This is a genomic window from Bacillus sp. AG4(2022) (assembly GCF_031844465.1).
GTDB lineage: Bacteria > Bacillota > Bacilli > Bacillales > Cytobacillaceae > Bacillus_AB > Bacillus_AB infantis.
In genome coordinates this window covers 70,900-93,086 of the sequence record NZ_JAUZVH010000007.1, presented here as the reverse complement: position 1 = coordinate 93,086, position 22,187 = coordinate 70,900, and the positions used below count along the sequence as shown (strand labels likewise).

At 44.9% G+C, this 22,187-nt stretch carries 22 protein-coding genes and 1 pseudogene; 19 read left to right on the top strand and 4 right to left on the bottom strand.

All coding sequences use genetic code 11. From position 1 onward, the window contains the following. The first annotated feature begins 4 nt into the window (after positions 1–4). The 9 genes from Q9R36_RS18735 to Q9R36_RS18695 all read left to right on the top strand — a co-directional run bounded on the left by Q9R36_RS18735 (position 5) and on the right by Q9R36_RS18695 (position 10,140). The gene (locus Q9R36_RS18735) at positions 5–2,215 is read left to right on the top strand and encodes a sensor histidine kinase (protein WP_483861650.1); all 2,211 of its coding nucleotides are present in this window, start codon (positions 5–7) and stop codon (positions 2,213–2,215) included. A gap of 11 nt (positions 2,216–2,226) precedes the next feature. After that, positions 2,227–2,742: an RNA polymerase sigma factor gene (locus tag Q9R36_RS18730; protein WP_311225701.1), complete on the top strand. Its 516-nt coding sequence runs from the start codon at positions 2,227–2,229 to the stop codon at positions 2,740–2,742. Between the two features lie 124 nt (positions 2,743–2,866). After that, complete coding sequence (locus Q9R36_RS18725) at positions 2,867–3,346, top strand: ABC transporter substrate-binding protein (RefSeq protein ID WP_009793323.1); 480 nt, start codon at positions 2,867–2,869, stop codon at positions 3,344–3,346. Further along, the gene (locus tag Q9R36_RS18720; RefSeq protein ID WP_129612639.1) at positions 3,347–4,459 is read left to right on the top strand and encodes an ABC transporter substrate-binding protein; all 1,113 of its coding nucleotides are present in this window, start codon (positions 3,347–3,349) and stop codon (positions 4,457–4,459) included. A gap of 160 nt (positions 4,460–4,619) precedes the next feature. Continuing rightward, the gene (locus Q9R36_RS18715; protein ID WP_311225700.1) at positions 4,620–5,471 is read left to right on the top strand and encodes an effector binding domain-containing protein; all 852 of its coding nucleotides are present in this window, start codon (positions 4,620–4,622) and stop codon (positions 5,469–5,471) included. A gap of 352 nt (positions 5,472–5,823) precedes the next feature. Continuing rightward, positions 5,824–6,558: a membrane protein gene (locus Q9R36_RS18710; protein ID WP_009793326.1), complete on the top strand. Its 735-nt coding sequence runs from the start codon at positions 5,824–5,826 to the stop codon at positions 6,556–6,558. 79 nt (positions 6,559–6,637) lie between these two features. Continuing rightward, entirely contained in the window at positions 6,638–7,576 is a 939-nt protein-coding gene (locus Q9R36_RS18705) for a catalase family peroxidase (protein WP_009793327.1), read from the top strand. A 167-nt stretch (positions 7,577–7,743) separates the two neighbouring features. Then, positions 7,744–8,592 carry a halocarboxylic acid dehydrogenase DehI family protein gene (locus Q9R36_RS18700; protein WP_224950626.1) on the top strand — a complete coding sequence of 283 codons (849 nt, stop codon included), beginning with the start codon at positions 7,744–7,746 and terminating at the stop codon, positions 8,590–8,592. Between the two features lie 255 nt (positions 8,593–8,847). Continuing rightward, complete coding sequence (locus tag Q9R36_RS18695) at positions 8,848–10,140, top strand: histidine--tRNA ligase (RefSeq protein WP_311225699.1); 1,293 nt, start codon at positions 8,848–8,850, stop codon at positions 10,138–10,140. 53 nt (positions 10,141–10,193) lie between these two features. Here the strand turns inward: Q9R36_RS18695 and Q9R36_RS18690 are convergent. Then, positions 10,194–10,358, bottom strand: a pseudogene (locus tag Q9R36_RS18690) (hypothetical protein); the annotation flags it as partial. Positions 10,359–10,623: 265 nt separating this feature from the next. Here Q9R36_RS18690 and msrA point away from each other — a divergent pair. The 3 genes from msrA to Q9R36_RS18675 all read left to right on the top strand — a co-directional run bounded on the left by msrA (position 10,624) and on the right by Q9R36_RS18675 (position 13,077). Continuing rightward, on the top strand, positions 10,624–11,154 hold the full coding sequence (msrA, locus tag Q9R36_RS18685; RefSeq protein ID WP_009793331.1) for a peptide-methionine (S)-S-oxide reductase MsrA: 531 nt from the start codon (positions 10,624–10,626) through the stop codon (positions 11,152–11,154). Positions 11,155–11,418: 264 nt separating this feature from the next. After that, positions 11,419–11,961: a GNAT family N-acetyltransferase gene (locus tag Q9R36_RS18680; RefSeq protein WP_311225698.1), complete on the top strand. Its 543-nt coding sequence runs from the start codon at positions 11,419–11,421 to the stop codon at positions 11,959–11,961. Beyond that, positions 11,962–13,077 (top strand): DUF1835 domain-containing protein, encoded by a 1,116-nt coding sequence (locus tag Q9R36_RS18675; protein ID WP_311225697.1) that lies wholly within the window; start codon positions 11,962–11,964, stop codon positions 13,075–13,077. Positions 13,078–13,084: 7 nt separating this feature from the next. On the opposite strand, the gene Q9R36_RS18670 is transcribed toward Q9R36_RS18675, so the two are convergent. Continuing rightward, positions 13,085–13,561 carry a small multi-drug export protein gene (locus Q9R36_RS18670; RefSeq protein WP_311225778.1) on the bottom strand — a complete coding sequence of 159 codons (477 nt, stop codon included), beginning with the start codon at positions 13,559–13,561 and terminating at the stop codon, positions 13,085–13,087. 220 nt (positions 13,562–13,781) lie between these two features. Between Q9R36_RS18670 and Q9R36_RS18665 the strand changes: the two genes are divergently transcribed. The 5 genes from Q9R36_RS18665 to Q9R36_RS18645 all read left to right on the top strand — a co-directional run bounded on the left by Q9R36_RS18665 (position 13,782) and on the right by Q9R36_RS18645 (position 19,189). Continuing rightward, entirely contained in the window at positions 13,782–14,480 is a 699-nt protein-coding gene (locus Q9R36_RS18665) for a response regulator transcription factor (protein WP_009793335.1), read from the top strand. 57 nt (positions 14,481–14,537) lie between these two features. After that, positions 14,538–15,515 (top strand): sensor histidine kinase, encoded by a 978-nt coding sequence (locus tag Q9R36_RS18660; RefSeq protein ID WP_396137126.1) that lies wholly within the window; start codon positions 14,538–14,540, stop codon positions 15,513–15,515. 60 nt (positions 15,516–15,575) lie between these two features. Further along, positions 15,576–16,340 carry an ABC transporter ATP-binding protein gene (locus Q9R36_RS18655; RefSeq protein ID WP_035402406.1) on the top strand — a complete coding sequence of 255 codons (765 nt, stop codon included), beginning with the start codon at positions 15,576–15,578 and terminating at the stop codon, positions 16,338–16,340. Next, positions 16,315–18,195: an FtsX-like permease family protein gene (locus tag Q9R36_RS18650; protein WP_311225695.1), complete on the top strand. Its 1,881-nt coding sequence runs from the start codon at positions 16,315–16,317 to the stop codon at positions 18,193–18,195. Before Q9R36_RS18655 ends, Q9R36_RS18650 begins: the two co-directional genes overlap by 26 nt. Before the next feature lie 133 nt (positions 18,196–18,328). After that, entirely contained in the window at positions 18,329–19,189 is an 861-nt protein-coding gene (locus Q9R36_RS18645; RefSeq protein ID WP_009793339.1) for a DMT family transporter, read from the top strand. Between the two features lie 49 nt (positions 19,190–19,238). Here the strand turns inward: Q9R36_RS18645 and spoIIP are convergent, their stop codons facing one another. Continuing rightward, a complete protein-coding gene (spoIIP, locus tag Q9R36_RS18640; protein ID WP_050767291.1) occupies positions 19,239–20,372 on the bottom strand; it encodes a stage II sporulation protein P in 1,134 nt (377 codons plus the stop codon). A gap of 325 nt (positions 20,373–20,697) precedes the next feature. Between spoIIP and Q9R36_RS18635 the strand changes: the two genes are divergently transcribed. Together Q9R36_RS18635 and Q9R36_RS18630 are read left to right on the top strand one after the other, a co-directional pair. Continuing rightward, positions 20,698–21,159, top strand: a complete 462-nt coding sequence (locus tag Q9R36_RS18635) for a hypothetical protein (protein WP_129612649.1) — start codon at positions 20,698–20,700, stop codon at positions 21,157–21,159. A gap of 25 nt (positions 21,160–21,184) precedes the next feature. Next, positions 21,185–21,661, top strand: a complete 477-nt coding sequence (locus Q9R36_RS18630; RefSeq protein WP_311225694.1) for a hypothetical protein — start codon at positions 21,185–21,187, stop codon at positions 21,659–21,661. Positions 21,662–21,694: 33 nt separating this feature from the next. On the opposite strand, the gene Q9R36_RS18625 is transcribed toward Q9R36_RS18630, so the two are convergent. Continuing rightward, complete coding sequence (locus tag Q9R36_RS18625; protein ID WP_022543984.1) at positions 21,695–21,886, bottom strand: hypothetical protein; 192 nt, start codon at positions 21,884–21,886, stop codon at positions 21,695–21,697. Between the last annotated feature and the right edge of the window lie 301 nt (positions 21,887–22,187).

Genomic DNA, 22,187 nt, shown 5'->3' with positions numbered 1-22,187 from the left:
GCTGATGATTGGCGTATGGGCACTTTTGTTCACCATTTTCATCAATGGGGTGCTTTCAGCTTTTCTTTTAGCAAGCAATTATTCTCATCGTGATTTTTTTCATTCAGATTCTTTCATGTATTCAGTTAATGAAGCAGCCGGATATTTAAGCATGTTTGAGCTGCATGATCTTAACTTAGCGGAAGCCAAAGAGGCCATAACGGTATCAGACGCTGAAATTGAGGAACATCGGACGAGATACGGTTCCCTGCCGGCACAGATAGATAATATCAATGCACAGTACGAAGCTGTCATTATGGGTGCGGCCGATTCCGGAAATATTGAAGCAGAAGAAGGTTTTATCAAGGAAAGAGATGAAAAAATCGCTGACATTACAAAGAATTTTCAAAGTGATGACCATGTCAGGCCTAAGGTGGTCAAGGAAAAGGAAGAAAAGCTTGAAGCGCTTTTCAAACAAAGGGAACAGTACCGGGAAGAATATCAAACGGTTAAAAAGAACTTTCTGTATTATTTTAAAAATGACCAGAATGGAAAGGTAGTTACAAATGTTGATTTAAAAAGCGGTGAGACAGCAGAAGAGTATTTCCGTGGAGATGAAGTGCAGTTTGCAACAAATTTTTACGTGGGGCCAGATTCATTTTTCTATACTCTGCCCCATGAAACTGAAATGATTGATCCCCTTCTGAATGCCATTGGCGATTATGAAGGGAAAATTGCTGTTGCCTCCAGTATAGGGCCTTCAAATTCATTTTATTATGAAAGCCAAGCTTATAAGCTAAATCAATTGGTACTTGGAATTATGGCTGCCGCTGGTATGGCTGCTTTCCTTCTCTGGATAATGGTCACGCGCAGATCTGCGGCATTAAAAACCGAAATGGGAAAATGGGTGCCTTTTTATAATAAGCTGCCGATCGATACCAGAATTCTCTTTTTCCTGCTTTCTGCCCTGGGTGCATCACTTTGTATGCCTGTCATTATAGACTGCGTCAGAAACTGGATAGAAGTCCCGTATGACAGGCTGGAGCTGATTGCATTTATTATAGCTGGAACAGTCTTGTGGGGATTGGCATTGGTGCAGTTTTTCTATATTTTAGCTGTAGTGAGGGACGGAAACCGATTCCAAAATGAATGGAAAAAGAGTCTTCTCCATGAAGGAGGAAGTGTTCTCAAAAGTGCTTATACACAATCCAAAAGAGCTTTGGAAGATGCCTTTTTACAATGGAGCACAAGCACCAAAATGCTCATCATGTTCATCCTCGTGTTTGCTATGGGAGCCCTTTCCATCATCATTCTTATAGATCCAATATTTATCATTGTGTATCTTATCATTCTCTTTGGTCTGGGCACGCGGATTGCAATGAGCTTTGTAAGAAAGATCGGCTATTTTAACCGCATCGTCCGATATACGGAGGAATTGTCTTCAGGAAATCTGGGTCCGGATCTGGAAGTTGCGGGGAGATCTGTCCTGGCTGACCATGCTGCCAATGTCAATCTATTGAAGGAAGCGGTGCGGACTTCACAGAAGCAGGAAGCCAAGAGCGAGCGCCTGAAAACAGAGCTGATCACGAATGTGAGCCATGATCTCCGGACTCCTTTGACGTCGATTATCACTTATACAGAGCTATTGAAGCAGGAAGGCATCGAGGCGGATGAGAGGAAGGCGTACCTTGAAATCATAGACCGCAAATCCCAAAGACTGAAGGTTTTGATTGAGGATCTGTTTGAAGTAAGCAAAATGGCAAGCGGAAATATCGAGCTTGCCAAAACGAAAGCAGACCTTGTTCAGCTTCTTCAGCAGTCCCTAGGAGAATATGATGAAATGATTCAGGGATCAAGCCTGAATTTCCGGGTCACAAAACCTGACAAACCGCTGGATGCTATGGTTGATGGACAAAAAATCTGGCGGGTCTTTGATAATCTGATCGGCAATATCCTGAAGTATTCACTGGAAAACAGCCGTGTGTATATCTCTATCCGGGAGACGGGCCGAAAAGCGGAAATCACTTTCAAGAATGTCTCCAAATATGAGCTTAATGATAACGCAGAAGAGCTGTCGGAAAGATTTAAACGGGGAGATGAATCACGCCATACTGATGGATCAGGCCTGGGGCTGGCCATTGCCAAATCGATCATTGATTTACATGAAGGAGAGCTTGAAATCGGGACTGACGGCGATCTTTTCAAGGTGATTCTTATACTGCCATTGGAGGAGTAAGGGGTGGAAAAATGACTGGGGCAGAAATAGCAAATTCATATGAAACTCATAAAAAAAGGCTCTTTCATATCAGCTATTCTATTACAAGAGACTCTTATTTAGCCGAAGATGCTGTCCAGGAAACATTCATTAAGGCACTTAATAAGGCACACACCATTATAGACAAGGAGAAGCTGGGAGCATGGCTGTCTGTTACTGCAGCCAGAACAGCAATTGATTTTGTACGCAGGGAACGGAAGAAAAGCTGCCAGCCTATGGAATTAGAGGCAATCGAAGCTCTGGGGAATGTTAATAGCGAAGCGGTTGACAGCATGGTAGAGGCCCAGCTGATGGAGGCGCAGATCAATCGGGCGATTAATACTCTAGGGGATGGCTACAGAGATATCCTGCACCTCAAAGCAAGCAAGGGACTGAAGGAAAAAGAGATTGCAGAGATGCTTAACCTGAAGCCATGTACAGTAAAAACTAGATTGTACAGGGCGAGGAAAAGATTGAAGCCTTTATTTATGGGAGCGGTGAATATATAGAAGACATAAGAACTAAAGGGGCCACGAAAAGGCTCCTTTTTTGCGTATTAGGAATTGGGGCAAATACGCCAGGAAAGCATATTCTATACCCAGAATGATACTTTAGGAGCAAAGAGGTGCAACGATGAAAAGCTTGCAAACAGGCAAAAAGGAAGCAGCCGGGATGATTTATGTGGCAGATTCCTCTCCCCAAAATTGGCTGTATATTTTATTCAATACTATGGAGGAGGCGGTCCGGGCTGACAAGGAAGGGAAGGTTGTCCCGAATCTGGCGGATTATCACTGGCACAGTGAGAATGTGCTTGAACTCAGGATTAAGGAAGGAGTGAAGTTTCAGAATGGAGAGAAGTTATCGGCACTAACTGTACAGGAGAGCTTACACGAGCTGTCCAGATGGCAAGCTCCACACCCTCCGGGAACCTTCCTGAACTTTATTCCTTTCACACTGGAAGTAAAAGATGAGTATACGGTCCTCCTGAAATTTGCCGATCCGGATGGACTGGCTCCGGCAAAGCTGCGTGCAGCCCATCTGGCAAACAGGAGGTTCTGGGATACTCTCGGCTTTGGCTACCTTAAGCTTGGCAGCGGAGAAGGACACTGGTGAGTGCTGGATGCACCCGGCCCGTGGGGTACCGGACCATTTGTTTTATCAGAAGGATATTCTTCGATTCAAAATATACCAGCGTTAATTGAGAATGCCCCTTTTGCGGCTGCTTGGCTGACAGTAATGGAGGAAAGGACCCGCTATGTTATCTTGGATGCAAATAAAGCTTATCATAATCGCGGCCGGGGACCAAAGCTGGATAAAGCCGTTTTTCGGAACGACCTGACGAAAGAGCAGGCACTGGAGCTGTGCAAAAACACAGAAGGTCAGGTGGATATTGTGACTGAACTTTCTCCCGATGAGGCGGAAGGAACAGTGGCTTCCAAGTATGCCAGGCTTGTCATTTCTAATGGAAACGAAGCGGTCGCAGGGATTTTCAACAGATATCGTAAGAACGTAAATTTTGACAGTCTGTCCCTCCGCCTCGCCATTAATCTAGCCTTGGACCGTGAATTGCTGATTGAAAACGCATATAACGGGTTTGCGGAGGCACCGCCAGCCTTGACACCTTCTTTTGCACAAGATTTTCCTCCGGAGCTCAAACCATTCCCTTTTGATCCCGGGCAGGCGCGTTCTCTTCTGGCTGAAGGTGCCTATCCCAGCGGCCGGGTGCTCCGTATGGCATCTTTCCAGAAACACCAAAAGCTATTGAAGGCCACGGCAGCACAAATACAGAATGGTCTGGGCATCCAGGTGGAATATTCAATACTTCCTGCCGAACAGGAAGTATATTGGAGGCGCCTGATTGCAGAAAAGAAGTTCAATCCTCCATGGGACATTTTTATTGGTGAAGCGTCCGCGCTGTTTTACGAAGGAACACCTGCTTATTTTCACCGGGAGCTACTCGGCCGTGACGGATCGCTGCGTACCGGACCTGTTCTCAATGAGTTTGAGGAGATATATGCTAAAATGTCAGCAGAAACCGACAGGTCCAGGTTGCTGGAGGCTGCAAGGGATGTTGACCGTTTCGTCCATCATCATGCCCTGCTTTTGTTTCTTTGTGTTCCGGATAAACTTTATGCTGTCAACAAGCATGTTGATTTCAAGCCCTATGCAACAACCTTTGAACTGGCAGAAACATCGGTGGATGCAGGACATTGGTCAAGAAGATAGACTATGTTGGAACCTTAGGGTTTCTTTTTTTTGAAAAAAAGGTACTGGAAGGGCGGCCGCGAATTATATAAGACGGAACATAGTCTCTGTCAGCAGAGAGCAGGAATTGACAGGAGCAGGCGAGATTCCACTGCTACTATAAAAGCAAGGAGTGAGCGATATGGGATGGGCTGAGGGGCTTCAGAAAGCGATCGATTATATGGAGGAACACCTTCTGGATGATATTTCAATTGAGGATATTGCCTTGGAGGCAAATGCTTCCTCCTTCCATTTTCAGCGGACATTTTCGGTACTGACAGATATGTCGATTGGAGAATATCTGCGGAAGAGGAGGCTGACGCTAGCAGCGCAGGAGCTTACAACATCAGATGAAAAGGTCATCGATATCGCCCTGAAATATGGCTATGACACTCCCGAGGCTTTCGCGAAAGCCTTCCGCCGCCAGCATGGGCTGACACCAACAGATGCGCGGAAAAAGGCTGGACAGCTGAACGCCTATAATCGCCTGGTCATACAGGTAACCTTGAAGGGAGCGGAACCAATGAAGTACAAAATCATTGAAAAAGAAAGCTTTACAGCGGCAGGGATCAGAAAGGAATTTTCCATGGAAAACGGTGAGAATTTCAAAGGCATTCCAAAAATGTGGAAGCAGGTGCATGAAGACGGCATCAATAAAATCCTTTTTACGCTGAATGAACATGTTCTTGGAATTTGTGTCGATAAAAGGGGTGAGACCGGAGAGCCGAAGATGGACTATTGGATTGCGGCAGAGTGCAAAGGCGGGAAGCCGGAAGGATTAGAAGAGCTGATCATTCCTGCCTCCAAATGGGCTGTTTTCGAGGTGCATGGTGAGATGCCTGATGCTATGCAGAATACCTGGAAGCAAATCTTCTCAGAGTGGTTCCCTTCCAACCAGTACGAGCATGCTGGGACACCAGAGCTGGAAGTCTACAATGACGATGACCCTTACAGCCCGTACTGCTATTCTGAGCTCTGGATACCGGTAAAATAAGCAGATGAAGTGAAAGGGCGGCAGAAAGCTGCTCTTTTTTGCGTAAAGAAGGGTGTTTAGGCTGTCTGGAGTCAGGTTATGGAATATTAGGTTTCGGGAAGCTTGTGGTTTGTGATAAATCTAGTATCTTATTGGGATTTTTTATAGGTGCAGCTGGCTTTTTAATTTATTCGGCGGTTAATTCAATCAATTCAGCAAATAATACAATCATTTCGCAGGATAATCTACCGTTTTCAGCAGATAATCTACCATTTCAAAAAATATTCTACCAATTCACATTTTCAGCAGCGGCGCCGATCCAAGCAAACCTGCCGTCCCGAAACAGACACCAAACTCAAAAAGGAATGATCTTATGCTCTTTTGGCTCAGCATGGTTTTTGCCATCGGTTTTGCGCTCATCCATTTCTCCTCAAAATATATGAATTTTATTGAAGAAACCCCAAGGAGCAGAATCCTTTCCATAGCCGGCGGCATTGCCGTTGCTTATGTGTTCCTGCACCTGCTCCCGGAATTGAATGGCTATCAGGAGAGCCTGGAGGATTCGATCGGGACGGATGCTGGAAAATATATTGAGAATCATATTTATCTGATTGCCATGATCGGGCTGGCGATATTCTATGGCCTTGAACGGATTGTGAAGGTTTCTAAAAAGAAGAAGAAAGACAAGACGGAAAATCAGACTTCGGCAGGCGTGTTCTGGATTCACATCGGATCTTTTTTTATTTACAACAGCATCATCGGCTATCTCCTCATCCGCGAGGAATTTGAAAGCCCTTGGGGCATGTTTTTTTATTTTATAGCTTTAAGCATTCACTTCATCACCAATGACAGGGGGCTAAGGCGGGATCACCGGGAAGTTTATGACAAATACGGCCGCAAGCTCCTGACTGCAGCAATTATGCTCGGCTGGGTGATCGGAGCTTTTATGGAAGTCCATGACCTGATCATTTCAATCCTTGTCGCTTTCCTGGCCGGAGGAGTTGTTCTGAATGTGCTGAAGGAAGAGCTTCCCGAAGAGCGGGAAAGCAGCTTTGCGGCCTTCTGCATCGGCCTTGCCGGCTATTCAGTACTCCTTATGGTCATTTAAAAAACACACACCCATTTGTTTCTGGTAGCCGGGTCAGGGGAAGAATAGAGTAATCAATAAGAGAAAAGGGGGCCAACCAATGGATGGCATTGAAAATACTAATCTTGCCGGACGTGCCATAGACAGTATTGAAGGAGCAGCCGGGAAGTTCCCTGGCCGCAAAAGGGCGCATGCACGGGGAAGCTCCTATAAAGGAACTTTTAAGCCAAACGGAAAAGCCGCCTATTTAACGTCTGCCCCTCATCTGCAGGGTGGCGAGGTGCCGGCTATCGTCCGTTTTTCCAACAGCTCAACAAATCCTGGACACAGTGATGCCCTGACTCCTCCTAAAGGAATGGCAGTTCAATTCCAGCTGCCTGACGAAGACGTTACAAACCTTGTATGCACGACAGTTCCGCTGTTCTTTGCGAAAACGCCTGAATCCTTCACCAAAATCATCGAGCTGTTCGCCTCTATCCGAAAGGGGAAGCCTGATCCTAAATCATTAGCAGGCATTGCTAAAGACTTTCCTGAAAGCAAGGCGTTCATTGAATTGATCCAGGAGGTGAGACTGCCTGCAAGCTATGCGGCAGCTCCTTACTATTCTATCCATGCCTTTTACCTCACCACCGGGGAGGGAGGACGGCAGGCAGTTAAATTCATCTGGGAGCCGGAAGAAGGGGTCAGCATGTATACAAAAAAAGAAGCAGCCGGCCATCTTGGGGAAACATACCTCGAAACAGAGCTGGATGAGAGGCTGGCAAAAGGTCCAGTCCGCTTTACATTATCTGTGCAGCTGGGAGAAAAAGATGACCCGACAGATGATCCTACAGTGCTATGGCCGGGAGACAGGCAAAAGATTGCGGTTGGGGAGCTGACGGTCAACCGCAGGCTCGAAGATTCAAATGAAGAGTTTTTTGATCCAACCATTCTACCTGAAGGCATTGAATGCAGCGAAGATCCTATCCTCCATTTCCGGCATGAAGCCTACCATGAATCGAGGAAAAGGCGTGAAAGCGAGAAGAAGGAAGGGCTTTAAACGGGCTGCTGTAAAGGCAGCTCTATTTTTTGCTTATGTCTGCCGACCTCTTCAGCCAGCATCCTGTGATCCACACCCTTTTAAAGCCTTGGGAAGAAGTGTTTTCTGTTCTTACATATTCCGTTTCTCTAAGCATATGTTTAATGAAAAAGGAAACGGTGGCTACATTGAAAAAAATACAATTCGGCATTCCGGAAATTTTTGAGGAAAGCGCTTCAGCTTCACTTAAGGTGCTGTATGGTGATATAAAGCAAGTTTTAAAGGTGCCCATTATCAATTTTATCTTCCGGGCGCTGGCACAATACGAAAAATTTCTTTATACAGGGTGGCAGCAGGTGCGTTCCAGCATGCTCACCATGAGTGCAGAAAGGGCTGCAGCAAGTTTGAGAGAACCGTCCCTTTCTTTCGTGCCTGAACGGTACGACTGGGCGAGTATTATGGGTATGGAGCGTCTGAAAAAAGTTGAAAAAATAGTATTTACTTTCAACTATGTTAATCCCAAGCTTCTTTTGATTGCATTGGCCTGGCAGGAAAGTTTGGGGTACAGGCCGATAAAGGGCGTGGCCTTGTCAGGTGGATTGATAGAGCCGGGAATTTTACCGGGACTGCCATCCATCCGGCTGATCGATTTTCCGGAAGCTGACAGCAGGCAAAAGGAGTTACTCTGGGATATTATGACTGTGAAGCACAGCTATGATATTGCAAGTGATTACCGCGCACTTGCTTTATATCCTGAATTTCTGCAGCCGGTCTGGTCTGGGATGAAAGAGTATGTATCTTCTGATGAGTTTTCACTGAGGTCCAGGAGCATTAAGGAGCATGCCAGGCAGCTCGTCCATACAAACTTTCCTTATCCTGTTATTATCACGCCTGAAGATCTGGCGGGCATGTACTCACATAAGGATGCTGCCGGCATAATGGCAGTGATTGCCCTTTTTTCTGATTTTCTTGCAGATCTTATCATAGAAGGTGAGTGCATCCGCCGTTTTTTATATCCGCCATTAAAATCCGGTTGATATTTTTATTCCTCTATGCTACATTATATGGAAATTAGAGGTGATCCTTATGCAGCCGGATAGAAGCTGTTGTCCATTTTCACAAAACCATCATCATAAAAACTAGCCTTGCTATCGATTTTTAAAAAATCGCAAATAGGAAGGCTATTAATCATGAACCGCATTATTTTAAGTGTCCACTTAAAAGAGTGCGGTTTTTTTGTATTTCTAAAAGGATGAGGATGATCTCTAAAAATTAATCTGGAGGAATCGCTGATGAAAAAGATGAATTATCAAAATGTAAAAGGCACTAAAGATTATTTGCCTGAAGAAGAGATTGTAAGACGGAGGATTCAAAGAGAACTGGAGGATGTATTCATTCAATACGGATGCAAACCGCTGGAAACCCCGATTCTGAACTATACTGAACTTCTCGCTTCTAAGTATGGCGGGGGAGCAGAGATTCTTGAGGAGATGTATACGCTGTCTGACCGCGGCGGCAGAGATTTGGCTTTAAGGTATGATTTGACTATCCCATTTGCAAAAGCAGCTGCCATGAATCCTGGAATACGGCTTCCTTTCAAGCGGTATGAAATCGGCAGAGTTTTCCGAGATGGCCCGATAAAGACAGGGCGTCTCCGCGAGTTCACACAGTGTGATGTTGATATAGCAGGGGCAGATTCCCAGCTTGCTGAAGCCGAGCTGATGGTAATGGCACTGGATGCCTTTCAGAGGATTGGCCTCGATATTACAATTCAATATAATAACCGCAAGCTGCTCTCCGGCATGCTGCAGGAATTCGGGGTGCTGGAAGAGAAGCGCAATGAGGCAATCCTTGTGCTCGATAAGCTGGAAAAAGCAGGCTGGCAGAAGGTTTCTGAAGAACTGGCAGCAAAGGGAATCGGGTACGAAGCGATTCAAAGAATTGCGGGCTTTATTTCTGACAAGAACATTGGAAAACTTGCCTACTATGAGGAAATGGAGGATAAAAACGTCCACTTAAAAGAAGGATTGCAGGAATTGAAGGAGCTGGAAGGTTATCTAAACTATTTGAATTCCAGCCGGAAAGCGGTTTTTAATCCTTTTTTAGCAAGAGGCCTGGACATATACACAGGCACGATCTATGAAATATTCCTCACGGACAGATCGCTTGCCTCAAGCATAGGGAGCGGTGGCAGATATGATAACGCAATCGGCGGCTTCATAGGGAGCGGAAAAAAAGTTGCGACTGTTGGAATCTCGTTTGGGTTGGATGCCATTTTCACCGCAGTCAGCCAAAGCCTTTCCTGGACTGAACGGGAAAGTACGGCAGATTATTTTATCATTCCAATCAATACGCCAAAAGAATCCCTTGCTCTTGCACAGTATCTGCGCGAAAAAGGGTGGAGAGTAGAGTTGGAGCTGGGCAGCCGCAAAATAAGCAAGGCTCTTGAAAGGGCTAACAAGGAAAACATCAGGAAAGTAATTCTGCTGGGAGAAGAAGAAGTCTCTAATAACCAGTATAAAGTAAAGGATATGGAAACAGGGGAAGAAGCATTCGAGAAATATGATTTTAAGAAGTATGTCTGAAAAAAGAAGCATGCAAACATCTGCTTTGCATGCTTCTCCTATTTTAATTAATACCAAAAGCCGGGGCGTCCGAAACCATAGCCCCATCCAGGACGTCCATATCCCCAGCCTGGCCTGCCATAGCCCCATCCGGGACGGCCGTAGCCAAAGCCATACCCGCCATAGCCCCATCCAGGGCGGCCAAAACCGAACCCGCCGGTAGCTGCACCAACTGCCAGAAGGGGAAGGAACCTTTCATCATGCTGCTGATATGCATATTCAGGAATTGCCATATAAGGATTCATTTGCATAGCCTCCAGTCTCTTTTTCTCTGTATGCTATGCAGAAGGAGGGCAGTTGCCCGCAATTATGGCGGGGAATTTTGAAAATGGACATTTGCCCAGTGAAAATTTCTTATACTGAACATGAGAATATCCAAAAGCCAGTGGAGGTGGTAAACTGGTAGAAAAGCTTCTCATATTTAATAGAAAAGGTGATTTGTGAATGACAGAGAGAAAAGAATTGGCAACTTTTGCTGGAGGCTGCTTCTGGTGCATGGTCAAGCCTTTCGATCAATTTGACGGAATACATAGCATCATTTCCGGCTATACCGGCGGGCATGCTGCTAATCCCACATATGAAGATGTGAAAAAAGGGGACAGCGGCCATTATGAGGTCGTCCAGATCGAATTTGATCCTGAGGTGTTTCCATATGAAAACCTGCTTGAGCTGTTCTGGCAGCAAATAGATCCTACCGATGAAGGCGGCCAGTTCCATGACCGCGGGGACCAGTATCGGACTGCTGTTTTCTATCATAATGAAACTCAGAGGGACAAAGCAATCGCCGCCCGCAATAAGCTTGCGGAAAGCGGAAAGTTCAGCAAGCCGATTGTCACAAAGGTGCTGCCTGCTGAAACCTTTTACCCGGCTGAAGATTATCATCAGGACTATTATAAGAAAAATTCCGCCCATTACAAGGAAGACAGAGAAAAATCAGGGCGTGATGAGTTCATTAAAGAACATTGGGAAAAGTAAAGCTCAGTAAGGCCCCGCAATTTTGCATGCGGGGCTTTTTTTATTTATGACACTATCTTCTGAGAGGATGGAGAACATACCGAAGCGCGGGAAATATTGCTGCCATAACTCAAAGGGTAAGCTGCATCTCTAGTCTGATATTAAAGTCCTTTCACTGAAAAACAGTTTGCATCTTCAAATAAAGAAAACAAATTAGCTCAGCAGGAATTCCTCTATAAAATGCCGAATATTGTCAGTTGATCTGAATACAAAGGAGCATAATCAATGTATATAGAAACAGAACGGCTGATCATCAGGGATTTTCAAGAGGAGGACTGGCGGGAATTTTATACTTATACCTCTGATGCACAAGTCATGGAGTATATGCCGGAAGGTGTTTTAAATCAAGAAGCTGCCATGAAGTTTGTAAAGGAAAATATGATTGAAGCCAGAAACTACCCAGTCATTGTTAAAGAAAACAGTCAGCTCGCCGGCCATATCGTTTTTCATCCCTATTTTGGAACACATACCTATGAAATCGGCTGGGTAATGAACCCACATTTCCAGAACAGGGGATTAGCATCTGAAGCAGCATCTGCTGTTTTAAAGCACGGGTTCGAACAAAAGAATCTCCACAGAATCATTGCTACCTGCCAGCCGGAAAATATTGCATCCTATAAAGTAATGGAAAGAATCGGGATGAGGAGAGAAGGGTTTTTCAAAAAGTGCATTCCGCATGGAGAAGGATGGCGGGATGAATATTATTATGCGATTCTTGGGGAAGAATGGCATCTTCACCATACTGCTGCAGGAATGGAGAGTGACTGAATGTCTACAAGAATCCGATTTCCTTTTGTTTATTTCTATGCTGAGCCGAATGTTGTTTTTGTCTACAAAATAAATAGGACAGAATTTCTGGATTCCAATAGTTTCCGTGAACTGGAGAAGCAGACTTATGAGATGGCACCAGGGGAGGATTTCTCTGATTTCTATCATGAAAACCATCAGCCTCTGGAAGGCCGTGGTTATTTCATGAGTCTTGAAAATCACTATAAAATGATCAAAATAATCAACAGGGCGATTCAGAAGCATAAAAAAGAAACAGGAACCCGGAGAAGCCCATCATATACCGCAGTCCATATTGCACCATCAGAATCCGCTGCCGGCAGCATAAGGGTTATGCTGCCTCAGCGGGAGAAAGTAATCAGCCAGATAGAACATCTTGGCATTGGGCCTCTATGGAAACTGGATACTGAAGAGGGGAAAAAACATCGTGCTGACTGGATGTTTGACCATATCAACTACCAAATAGAAGACTTTGAACTGGATCAGAAAATTGACAATATGCTCCTGGAAATAGCTGATATCCCTGAAGAAGTGCCCATCTATATATGGGCAGGCGAAAATGCGGATGAGCAGACAAATCTCCGCTATATGATGACTCTGCTGAAAGAAATGAATAGTGATATATTCGTTATTAATTCCACTGGCCTTTTTTTAGAAATGGGCTTAAAGAATGAAGGGCCTGCCCATTATACAAGTCAAATAGAGCCTGACAATCTCCCGCTTATTTTTGAAAGGGGCAAAGGAACTTCCCCTCTGAGCGAAAAGGACCGTAAAAAGCTATTGAGTGAGTGGGAAGAACTTGCCCGAACACACTCTGTTTTGCGCATATGGGAGAACGGAAACATTGTCTCCGTTCAAGAGGACCATTTTGACAGCTTAATCGTGGAAACGATAAAAGAAATAGAAGCTGATAGTGAAGATGGCTTTGTGAAAGCGGGTACCCTAGTTGGAGCTGTCACTGATAAAAACTTGCAGGACAATAATTTATTCTACCTTGAGTATCGGATCAGGGAGCTGACTTACAATGGCATCTTTGAACTAAGAGGTGTACCGAAATCTATGCTGCACTACCGTGTAAAGCTGCGGCACGAAATATAATGAATTTTTAGATATAATTCAGCAAACTGACCCCATAGGCGGAAGCAGCCGCAAACACGATTGTCCACATAGCAAGGCTGACGTTCATCCAGGCAAGAACCCGGGAACGGGAAGCCCCGAGGGAAAAAGCGGCTACGGCAGCAATATCAGTCCCCACCAATAGCGGTGCGAGAAGGGCGAGGCCCGGGATACCGTATTTTTCCCAAAGCTGCTGTGAACGTTTATCTCTTTTTGTGGGGCCGGTTGCGCCTTTTTTCTCCCGCCTTCTATTCCTCCACTGAAAAAATTGCTCAAAAAAGATGGCAAGCAAAATGAGCAGCAGAAGATTTCCGGCAAATGCCAGGACTCCTGTCCAAAAGGGTGACAGCCCCCAAAGTACTCCAAGCGGAACCACAATGGAAATGTCCATCCAGGGGGCAGCTGAGAAAATAAAAATAACGACATACTGCCAGAAAGCACTGGCAGATTGAGCCCATTCAATCATCATTCTTCTCCTTTCTTCAATATTGCTCAAACTATTTATTACTATTATAAGAGAGCCAGTTTAATATTGGGTAAGATCGGGTTTAATGTTTATTTAAAACGCAGATATATCTTCTTCCAGCATATAAAATGAGGGCTGAAAGTGTGTCTGCGGCTATATTCAGAAGAAAACATCATGCTGTTAAAATTAAATCAAACTTATTGTAAACAGGAGAGAGGATATGCACAAAATATTGCTTGTGGAAGATGATGTGAAAATAGCAGATCTGCTGAAGTCGCATCTCATGAAGTATGGCTATGAAGCGGCCGTATGCACGGAATTCGATGAGGTAGTTAAATGCTTTGAAAGAGAGCAGCCTGCGATGGTCCTGATGGATATCAATCTGCCGAGCTATGACGGTTTTTACTGGACACGCCAGCTCAGGCAGTTGACCACCTGCCCGATCATATTCATTTCAGCCCGTGCGGGTGAGATGGACCAGATTATGGCATTAGAGCATGGAGGCGATGATTACATAACCAAGCCATTTCATTATGAGGTCGTCCTGGCTAAAATCAAGAGCCATCTTAGGAGGGCATATGGGGAATATGCATTGAATGTGAAGGAACGGCAGATTGAAGCTGAGGGACTTATCCTTTATCCTGAAAGACTCCTGCTTGTTTTTGAGGAAAAGCAGGCTTCGGTCACAAAGAATGAGTGTGCGGTCCTGGAAATTCTGATGAAAAGATATCCCCGCTTTGCCAGCAGGGAAGCGCTGCTCGAAAAGCTGTGGGATGATCAGGCTTATGTGGATGAAAACACATTGAATGTCAATATGAACAGAGTAAGAAAAAAGCTCAGGGAAATATCTATAACCGGAGCGGTTGAGACCGTCAGGGGAGCAGGCTATCTGCTTCAAAATACCTGGAAAAGGAGCTGATTGGTGTTTAAGCTCTTTTTTAAGGATCATTCAGGGGTCATCTTTCTCCATATTGTCATGCTCTTTTCTGTGCTTATTATCTATCGTATGGCAGGATTCCGGGACATAAAGGTAAGCTTATATACTGTTTTTTTGGGGCTTTGCCTGCTCGGCGGTTATCTGGTTTTCCGTTATGCAGGAATGAAGGGATATTATGCACGGCTCACTAATCCGTTTGCGGCTCTCGATGAATCGATTTCTGCGACAGGCTTCTATCCGATGGCAGAAGCTCTTGATCAGCTTTTGCTGAATCAATACCAGCTTTATGAGAACAAGCTGGCGCAATGGGAAAGAGATAAAAACGAACATCTTATCTTTATGAATCAGTGGGTGCATCAAATGAAGACCCCTCTATCTGTCATAGAACTGCTGCTGCAGGGTGAGGACGAAGTAAGCCGTGAAAACATCAGGGAAGAGACGGACAGAATTCAAAAAGGTCTGGAAACAGTACTGTACAATGCAAGGCTTAAATCTTTTGAGCATGATTTCCATGCAGAGCCTGTCAGGCTAAGGGAGCTGGCTGTGAAACTGGTGCAGGAGAACAAGCGCTTGTTCATCCGGAATGAAGTTTATCCTGAAATTGCAGCTGGAGCTGATCTTATTGTCCATTCTGACAAAAAATGGCTCGAGTTCGCAGTCTCCCAGATTCTGATAAATAGCATCAAATATTCAAAAGGTACAAATCAACAGGTGACCATCTCCTTCTGGCAGGAAGGAGAAACTGTCATCCTTGAAGTGAAGGACCGCGGGCATGGAATACCGGCCAGTGATATCGAGCGTGTCTTCCAGCCTTTCTTTACCGGCGAAAACGGGCGCCGTTTCCCGGAGTCTACAGGAATGGGACTGTATCTGGTTTCAGAAATCAGCATGAAGCTTCAATTTCAGCTGGAGCTGGAGTCCGAAGAAGGAAAGGGCACTGCTGTTCGCTTCCTGTTCAATGAGCCGAACAGCATCTTACAAGATTGTAAGCCTCGTGAAAGGAACTTCGATAGCTGAAGCAATCTCTCTCCTTTACTATTAAAGCATCAGAAGAAGGAGAGGAGAAATTAAATGAAGATGCTTCAGATAAATCGGCTAAGTAAAGTATATACAGGAAAGGTTTCTTACCGGGCACTGTCAGAACTCAGCCTGGAAATCAGCAAAGGGGAGTTCGCTGGGATCATGGGCCCTTCAGGCAGCGGAAAGACTACACTGCTGAATATGATATCCACGATTGATTCTCCAACATCAGGCGAAATCCTGATAGAAGGAAAAGATCCGAACAAGCTGAAGAAAAGGGATCTTGCGAAATTCCGCCGGAGAGAGCTTGGTTTTGTTTTTCAGGATTTTAATCTGCTTGAGACGCTGACTGTGAAAGAAAATATGATGCTTCCTCTTACATTGGAAGGGGTACGCGTCAGGGAAATGGAAGAGAAAGCAGAAAAGGTCGCAGACAAGCTTGGCATCCGGCCGATCATGAACAAAAGGACCTATGAAATTTCGGGCGGACAGGCACAAAGAGCGGCGATTGCAAGGGCCATCATTCATACCCCGAAGCTCCTGCTGGCAGACGAACCGACAGGGAATCTGGATTCAAAGGCTTCACGCGATGTGATGGAAACTATGTCAGACATAAACAGGAATGACGGTACCACCATGCTGCTTGTCACCCATGATGCCCTGGCTGCCAGTTATTGTGACCGGGTTATCTTTATCAAGGATGGCAGGCTCTATAATGAAATCCGCCAGGGAGACAGCCGCCAGGCCTTTTTCCAGAAAATCATTGATATGCTTTCAATACTGGGAGGGAATGCACATGACCTTTCGTCAATTCGCGTTTAAGAATGTGCACCGCAATAAACGGCTGTATGCTGCTTATCTGCTGAGCAGCGCCTTTTCGGTCATGGTATTTTTCGTCTATGCGGTTTTTGCCTTCCATCCGGGCCTTAAAACAGAAGGGATCGGCGGGCATGTTTCAACCGGGTTGCATTTTGCCGAAGCAGTTATATATGTGTTTTCCTTCTTTTTTGTCCTTTTCAGCATGAGTGCATTCCTGAAATCGAGAAAAAAGGAGCTCGGATTGCTGGTTATGCATGGAATGACAGGTATGCAGCTCAGAAAGATGATCTTCGTGGAAAACATGATGATCGGACTGGTTTCAATTCTGACAGGAATCGGAACTGGCATGGTGCTTGCCAAGGCAATCCTGCTCGCAGCTGAAAATGTACTCGGTTTAAAAAAGTCCCTGCCTTTTTATATGCCTGTTGAAGCGCTGGGCCTTACAGCGGGTGCTTTTGTCCTGCTGTTCGCAGTTATTTCATTTTTCACAGTTTCCATGTTCAGGGGGAATCAGCTGACAGCTTTTATTAAAAGAAGCGCTGCTCCAAAGCCTGAACCGCGCGCTTCCAGCCTGCTTGCCCTGCTATCTGCCTTGCTTCTTGCCGCAGGGTATATTACTGCGCTCAGGGTGAAGGGGGTTTATGTAAGCGTGGCATTGGTGCCGGTCAGCACTGTTGTCATCATCGGGACTTATTTTCTCTTTACACAGCTCAGCGTGTATATCATCGGCCGCTTAAAAAAGAATCCATCAATCCTGTTCAAAAAGACGAATCTGCTTCTTTTCTCTGATTTAGCTTACAGGATGAAGGATAACGCCCGTACCTTCTTCATTGTTTCGATTGTATCTACTGTGGCATTTTCAGCCATTGGTGCACTGGTCGGCTTCAGGACAGTTATGACCAAGGCAGTCCAGGAGGAGAATCCGTTTGCTTTTGACTACAGCAGCTATGCAGGAAACGAGAGGGAAGCATCCCAGGTTGAGCTCATCCGGACTAGGCTTAATGAAGAGGGGATCTCCTATCGCGAACTTAGAGCAAAAGGGCTTTACCAGACTGTCGGCGACAGTCAGGCGATGTTTGTGAAAAGTTCTGAATATAACCCGATAGCAAGAGCGGCAGGCGGGAAAGCAGTAGATCCTAAAGGAGACAAAGCAATCAAAATAATACCTATGAAAACATCTGCTGAAAAAGAAAAACAAACAAATCTGACCCTTAAAGAAAGCGGGGAGCCCATATCCATAGCTGGAAATACACAATCATTTGCGTTCCCTTCATATGAAAGCTTTTATGTTGTATCAGACAATAAGTTTGCCGCGCTGCGAAGTTCTGCCAAAACACAGCATTTTTATATTTTTGATGCAGAAGATTGGAAAAGCACATCAGATATCGGGGAAGAACTGGCGAAAGAGCTTCCGATCAGCAGACTTGGAAAAGAATACAGCTTTTTTCCGCTAGCTCATGAAATGGATAAGATTGTTCAAGGGTATGGGGCCATCCTATTTGTCGGCCTATTTATCGGAGCAGTGTTTTTTGTTGCCGCCGGGAGCTTTCTTTACTTCAGGCTCTTTAGCGATCTTGATGAGGATAAAAAGAAATTTTCCCGCATTGCAAAGATTGGACTAACGGATGATGAACTGTCAAAAGTGGTTTCAGTGCAGATCGGGCTCCTGTTTTTTGTACCGTCAGGCGTTGCCGCTGTCCACGGTGCTGTAGCTCTTACCAGCATGCAGAATATGTTCGGCACCTCGCTCTTCAAGGAGTCAGCCCTTGTGCTGGGAAGCTTTTTACTGATTCAGCTGGTTTATTATGTATTCATCCGTTCGGCATACTTGAAAAATATCAAGAAGGCACTCCGCTAAATGCAGCAGGACCAGAAATCAGGGTCCTGCTTATTTTACGCCGGCGGCAAACGGATTTGTTGACGCTGTCTGCCTGTCTGCCTGTAAAATAGATAAGTGTACATAGAGTTAATACTAACAGGGGGATGCTGATATGAACCGCCTCACTTATATGCTGCTGGTACTTTTGACAACCTCTCTTATGGGATCGTCCTTTGCTATAGGTAAAATCGGACTTGATTATATTTCCCCCCTTATGCTGACAGGGCTTCGTTTTACCATTGCCGGGGTGCTGATGGCAGTCATTGTACAGCGGAAGCCGCGGCCAAGTGCATTGCCAGACTGGCTGAAGGTGTTCTCGATCGGCCTGTTTCAGACAGCAGGGGTGATGGGGTGTATTTTTCTCAGCTTAAGGACCATCACTGCCGGGGAATCATCCATACTTACGTTCAGTAATCCGCTGATTGTTGTTGTTCTGGGCACGATCATTTTCGGCCTAAAATATACAAAGATTCAATGGATAGGCGTCATTGCTGGATTTCTGGGTGTGATCCTGACACTTGGCTTTCAATTTCGGCTGGAATCAGGCACCCTGCTCGGTCTTGGGGCAGCTTTTTCATGGGCAATCGCGACCTTGCTTATTAAAAGGTGGGGAGGGCAATTCAATACCTGGGTTTTAACAGCGTATCAGCTTCTTTTCGGAGGAATCGTCCTGCTGCTTATGAGCTTGACCATGGAAAAGATTGAGCTGCACATCACTCCGCTTTCAATCTTCATTGTTGTATGGCTCGCTTTGATGGCATCTATTGTCCAATTCGCTGTCTGGTTTTATTTATTAAGCAAAGGAGATCCGGGGAAAACGAGTGCCTTCCTTTTCCTTGCCCCATTCTTTGGCGTGCTGTCCGGATGGCTTCTGCTGGGGGAAGCTGTCCATTGGTATGTCTATGCCGGAGGAGCACTTATTTTTCTCGGGATTTTTCTTGTCAACTGGACTTTCAAAAAGAGCAGTACCTAACAAAGAGAGCCGCACCTCAGAAGTGCGGCTTTTCTCTGTTCGCGGCGGATTACTCCTTGCTGCCGCCGTTCTCGTCCCAATAGATATCTGCAAAAGCTTCAGATAAAGCATCAACTGTTCTGTGGAGTTCCTCCAGATTATTATCGACCCCGCCAAGCTCTACCAGAATGGCTCTGTTGGATATATCCTGGTTATATACCCCGTTTCCTTCAAGCTTTGTCTTTAAGAATACTCCACGGCTGAGGCCCGGGTATTTTTCTTCAACCTTCGCATTCAGTTTTTTTGTATATTCCAGATTGGCCTGGTAATTTTTATTTTCCTTGCCGACGATGAAATACAGACGTGCATAGGTTTTGCCGTTGATCGTCGCAGTCGTTTTATCCTTCCGGGCAGAATCGCGGTGGATGTCTATGAAATATTTCAAATTTGGATTTGCTTCTGCAGAAGCGTGGACAACTTCATTGGATACTTTATAGGAAGAAGAGTAGGTCCACTCTCTCTTAAGCAATTCTTTATTAATATTGGTCTTATCCTGGGATGCTCCGATCCCTTTTTGCAGGAGTGCATCTGAAAGTTTGCTGCCCAGTCCGACCACATTGGCCCGTTCATCTGAAGTTACGGCTTTATTGGCGTCTTTTGTATTTTTCAGCAGCGGAAGGAAGGCCTCCATATTATGTGAATGATATATCAGCACATCTGTTTTTTCAGGCTTTTTGGCCGGTTGTGCCGGCTTGTCCGCCACAGGCTGCTGCAGCTTTTCTTCTGCAACTTCACGCTCATTCATGAGTACTTCTGCTGGAGGTGCTGATTCAAATGGAAGGGTGGAAAGATCTGTTCCTTCCCCGGCAACCACTATTTCTGTATCAAAATAAACAAGGCCGGGAAGCTCTGTACCGAGAAAGGTACGGGCATCCGTAGGCTTTACATTAGTGGCAAGGGAAAATAAGGCATCTGTCACATTTTCAAATGTGAAAGGATCGCTGTCAGGAGCGAAGGAATGATTGGCCGAGCTGATAAAATAAGTCAGCAGTTCATTGATTTCAATATTTCTCATGACGCGCTCCAGTGACTTTGAGCTGAATTGAGTGTAGATAATGATAGAAAAGAGGAAAACGGCGGCCGCGATTAGTAGGTAGATGAGATCTTTGTAATGTTTAACGTTTACTGTTACAACTTTTATCATGAAATTCACCTCAATTCACCATATGCTCATTTTTACGAGAGTATGCGATATGAGGGGACAATGATTTGTAAAGTTTTACGGGGAAAGAGCCTGCAGAATGTGAAAGGCTCTATCTGAACATCACATGAATAACCTGCCGCCAATGAGGAGATTTTATAATAAAGGCTATGTTAGTGTACCTTGTTGATTTTGGGCTCATTCGTGTGAAAGTCTGTTTTACACGCATTTCAGTACAGCTGAAATGAGCCCAAAATCAACAACAAAGTTTAACAATGCTATAATAAAAAAAAGCAGAATCCTGCTGATTGAAAAGTAGGGAAAAGATATGGCAGGACTAATCATTTCAATTATCATTTTTAATATCGCAGCTGTAAAGTTCGGCAAAACCCTGACTGGCAATCAGAAGCTGCATATATGGGCATTTACGATTGCATTTCAGCAAACCTTTGACGTTATCATAGAATTTAAGCTCCATGGATACTGGTATTTCAGCCTGGATCCTGATATTGGCGGACTGCTGGCACACACACTGCTGCTTCCCCCGGTGAATGTCCTCTTTCTCAGCCGCTATCCTTTTAGATCTGATAGACTGACAAGGATATTTTATGTAGTTTTCTGGGTGATAGCCATTCTTCTTTACGAATATTGCACTTTGCTACCTGAGCCGTGGGGATATTTTCACTACGGGTGGTGGAAGCTGTGGCATGCTGCCATTGCTGATCCAATTTTGTTCTTTTTATTGATTCAGTATTATAAATGGGTACGTAAACTGGAAGGCGCAAAATAGTTTGTTCCATAAAAGAGGTGCTTATATGAAACGGCAAAGACTGCTTTTGGCTGTGATGATGCTTCTTTCCTGGGCTAGTATTCCCCTGATAGGAAAGAGGTCTTTTAAAAGATTTCTTCCGGCATCTATATTCGTATGTACCATTGCAGCGATCATGAATATACCTGCAGCAAAACGCAAGTGGTGGGTTTTCCAATCCAGTATCCATCCTAAGATAAGAGGAGATGTACCATTTGTTATCGGACCTTATTTCGTTTTGTCCTTTCTGGTATTGAAGTATATGTACGGGAAGTTTGGTTTATATATGATCGTCAATTTTGTCCTTCATATTTTATATGCATTCCCAGGCGTCCGGTTTTTGGAGTGGGCAGGAATTGCTTCTCTCAAAAAAATGACTAAGCAGCAATTCATCCTGCTTCAGCAGTTCAGAGCAGTCCTTTTATATGGCTTCCAAGTGCTCTATGAAAAGCTGCGAAGTTCCGATCCCAGTGAACAGAACTGAGCCCCGCTCTTAGAGAGCGGGGCCTGCTGACAGCTAACCATTGCTGCGCTGATGGTCTACCCACCAGTCTATATGATCCAGATCAAAAACGATCATGCTGCCAAAAGGTCTTTGATGGGGGAGTTTCCGTTTTTGTATGAGATCCAGAATGGCCTCCTCAGACAGCGGATAATCTTTCATATCCAGATAAGCTATCAGATCTTTTATGCTGTACGCCTTTCTCAAAAATTAATCACCTCCCGCCAATCCTCCTTTATACAAAGGAAGTCTGGCGAAAAGCACTTAATAAATGAGAAGCTAAGATACTTTTACCCCGGCAATTACTCTCTAATCTTTCTTCTGCAAAAAAACATCTTATTGAAAAAGAACTCAGTCCTAAATGAAATATTTGCCATCCTTCTGAAAAGAAACCAGGGAACTGGAATAGTCGATATAAGTTCTGCGGTTTGATAATAACCTGCGTCAATATTGGAAAATACATTCCGTACTTAAAATATAAGCCGTATAAAAAGATATCATGCTTTAA

Excerpts from the sequence above, each read along its gene's own strand:
- Q9R36_RS18735 (WP_483861650.1), top strand. The coding sequence starts at position 5 with ATGATTGGCGTATGGGCACTTTTGTTCACCATTTTCATCAATGGGGTG.
- Q9R36_RS18660 (WP_396137126.1), top strand. The coding sequence starts at position 14,538 with ATGCTCTTTTCTGTGCTTATTATCTATCGTATGGCAGGATTCCGGGAC.
- Q9R36_RS18710 (WP_009793326.1), top strand. The coding sequence starts at position 5,824 with ATGCTCTTTTGGCTCAGCATGGTTTTTGCCATCGGTTTTGCGCTCATC.
- Q9R36_RS18725 (WP_009793323.1), top strand. The coding sequence starts at position 2,867 with ATGAAAAGCTTGCAAACAGGCAAAAAGGAAGCAGCCGGGATGATTTAT.
- Q9R36_RS18680 (WP_311225698.1), top strand. The coding sequence starts at position 11,419 with ATGTATATAGAAACAGAACGGCTGATCATCAGGGATTTTCAAGAGGAG.
- Q9R36_RS18665 (WP_009793335.1), top strand. The coding sequence starts at position 13,782 with ATGCACAAAATATTGCTTGTGGAAGATGATGTGAAAATAGCAGATCTG.
- Q9R36_RS18630 (WP_311225694.1), top strand. The coding sequence starts at position 21,185 with ATGAAACGGCAAAGACTGCTTTTGGCTGTGATGATGCTTCTTTCCTGG.
- Q9R36_RS18655 (WP_035402406.1), top strand. The coding sequence starts at position 15,576 with ATGCTTCAGATAAATCGGCTAAGTAAAGTATATACAGGAAAGGTTTCT.
- spoIIP (WP_050767291.1), bottom strand. The coding sequence starts at position 20,372 with ATGATAAAAGTTGTAACAGTAAACGTTAAACATTACAAAGATCTCATC.
- Q9R36_RS18730 (WP_311225701.1), top strand. The coding sequence starts at position 2,227 with ATGACTGGGGCAGAAATAGCAAATTCATATGAAACTCATAAAAAAAGG.
- Q9R36_RS18670 (WP_311225778.1), bottom strand. The coding sequence starts at position 13,561 with ATGATTGAATGGGCTCAATCTGCCAGTGCTTTCTGGCAGTATGTCGTT.
- Q9R36_RS18675 (WP_311225697.1), top strand. The coding sequence starts at position 11,962 with ATGTCTACAAGAATCCGATTTCCTTTTGTTTATTTCTATGCTGAGCCG.
- Q9R36_RS18705 (WP_009793327.1), top strand. The coding sequence starts at position 6,638 with ATGGATGGCATTGAAAATACTAATCTTGCCGGACGTGCCATAGACAGT.
- Q9R36_RS18645 (WP_009793339.1), top strand. The coding sequence starts at position 18,329 with ATGAACCGCCTCACTTATATGCTGCTGGTACTTTTGACAACCTCTCTT.
- Q9R36_RS18695 (WP_311225699.1), top strand. The coding sequence starts at position 8,848 with ATGAAAAAGATGAATTATCAAAATGTAAAAGGCACTAAAGATTATTTG.
- Q9R36_RS18650 (WP_311225695.1), top strand. The coding sequence starts at position 16,315 with ATGACCTTTCGTCAATTCGCGTTTAAGAATGTGCACCGCAATAAACGG.
- Q9R36_RS18715 (WP_311225700.1), top strand. The coding sequence starts at position 4,620 with ATGGGATGGGCTGAGGGGCTTCAGAAAGCGATCGATTATATGGAGGAA.
- msrA (WP_009793331.1), top strand. The coding sequence starts at position 10,624 with ATGACAGAGAGAAAAGAATTGGCAACTTTTGCTGGAGGCTGCTTCTGG.
- Q9R36_RS18635 (WP_129612649.1), top strand. The coding sequence starts at position 20,698 with ATGGCAGGACTAATCATTTCAATTATCATTTTTAATATCGCAGCTGTA.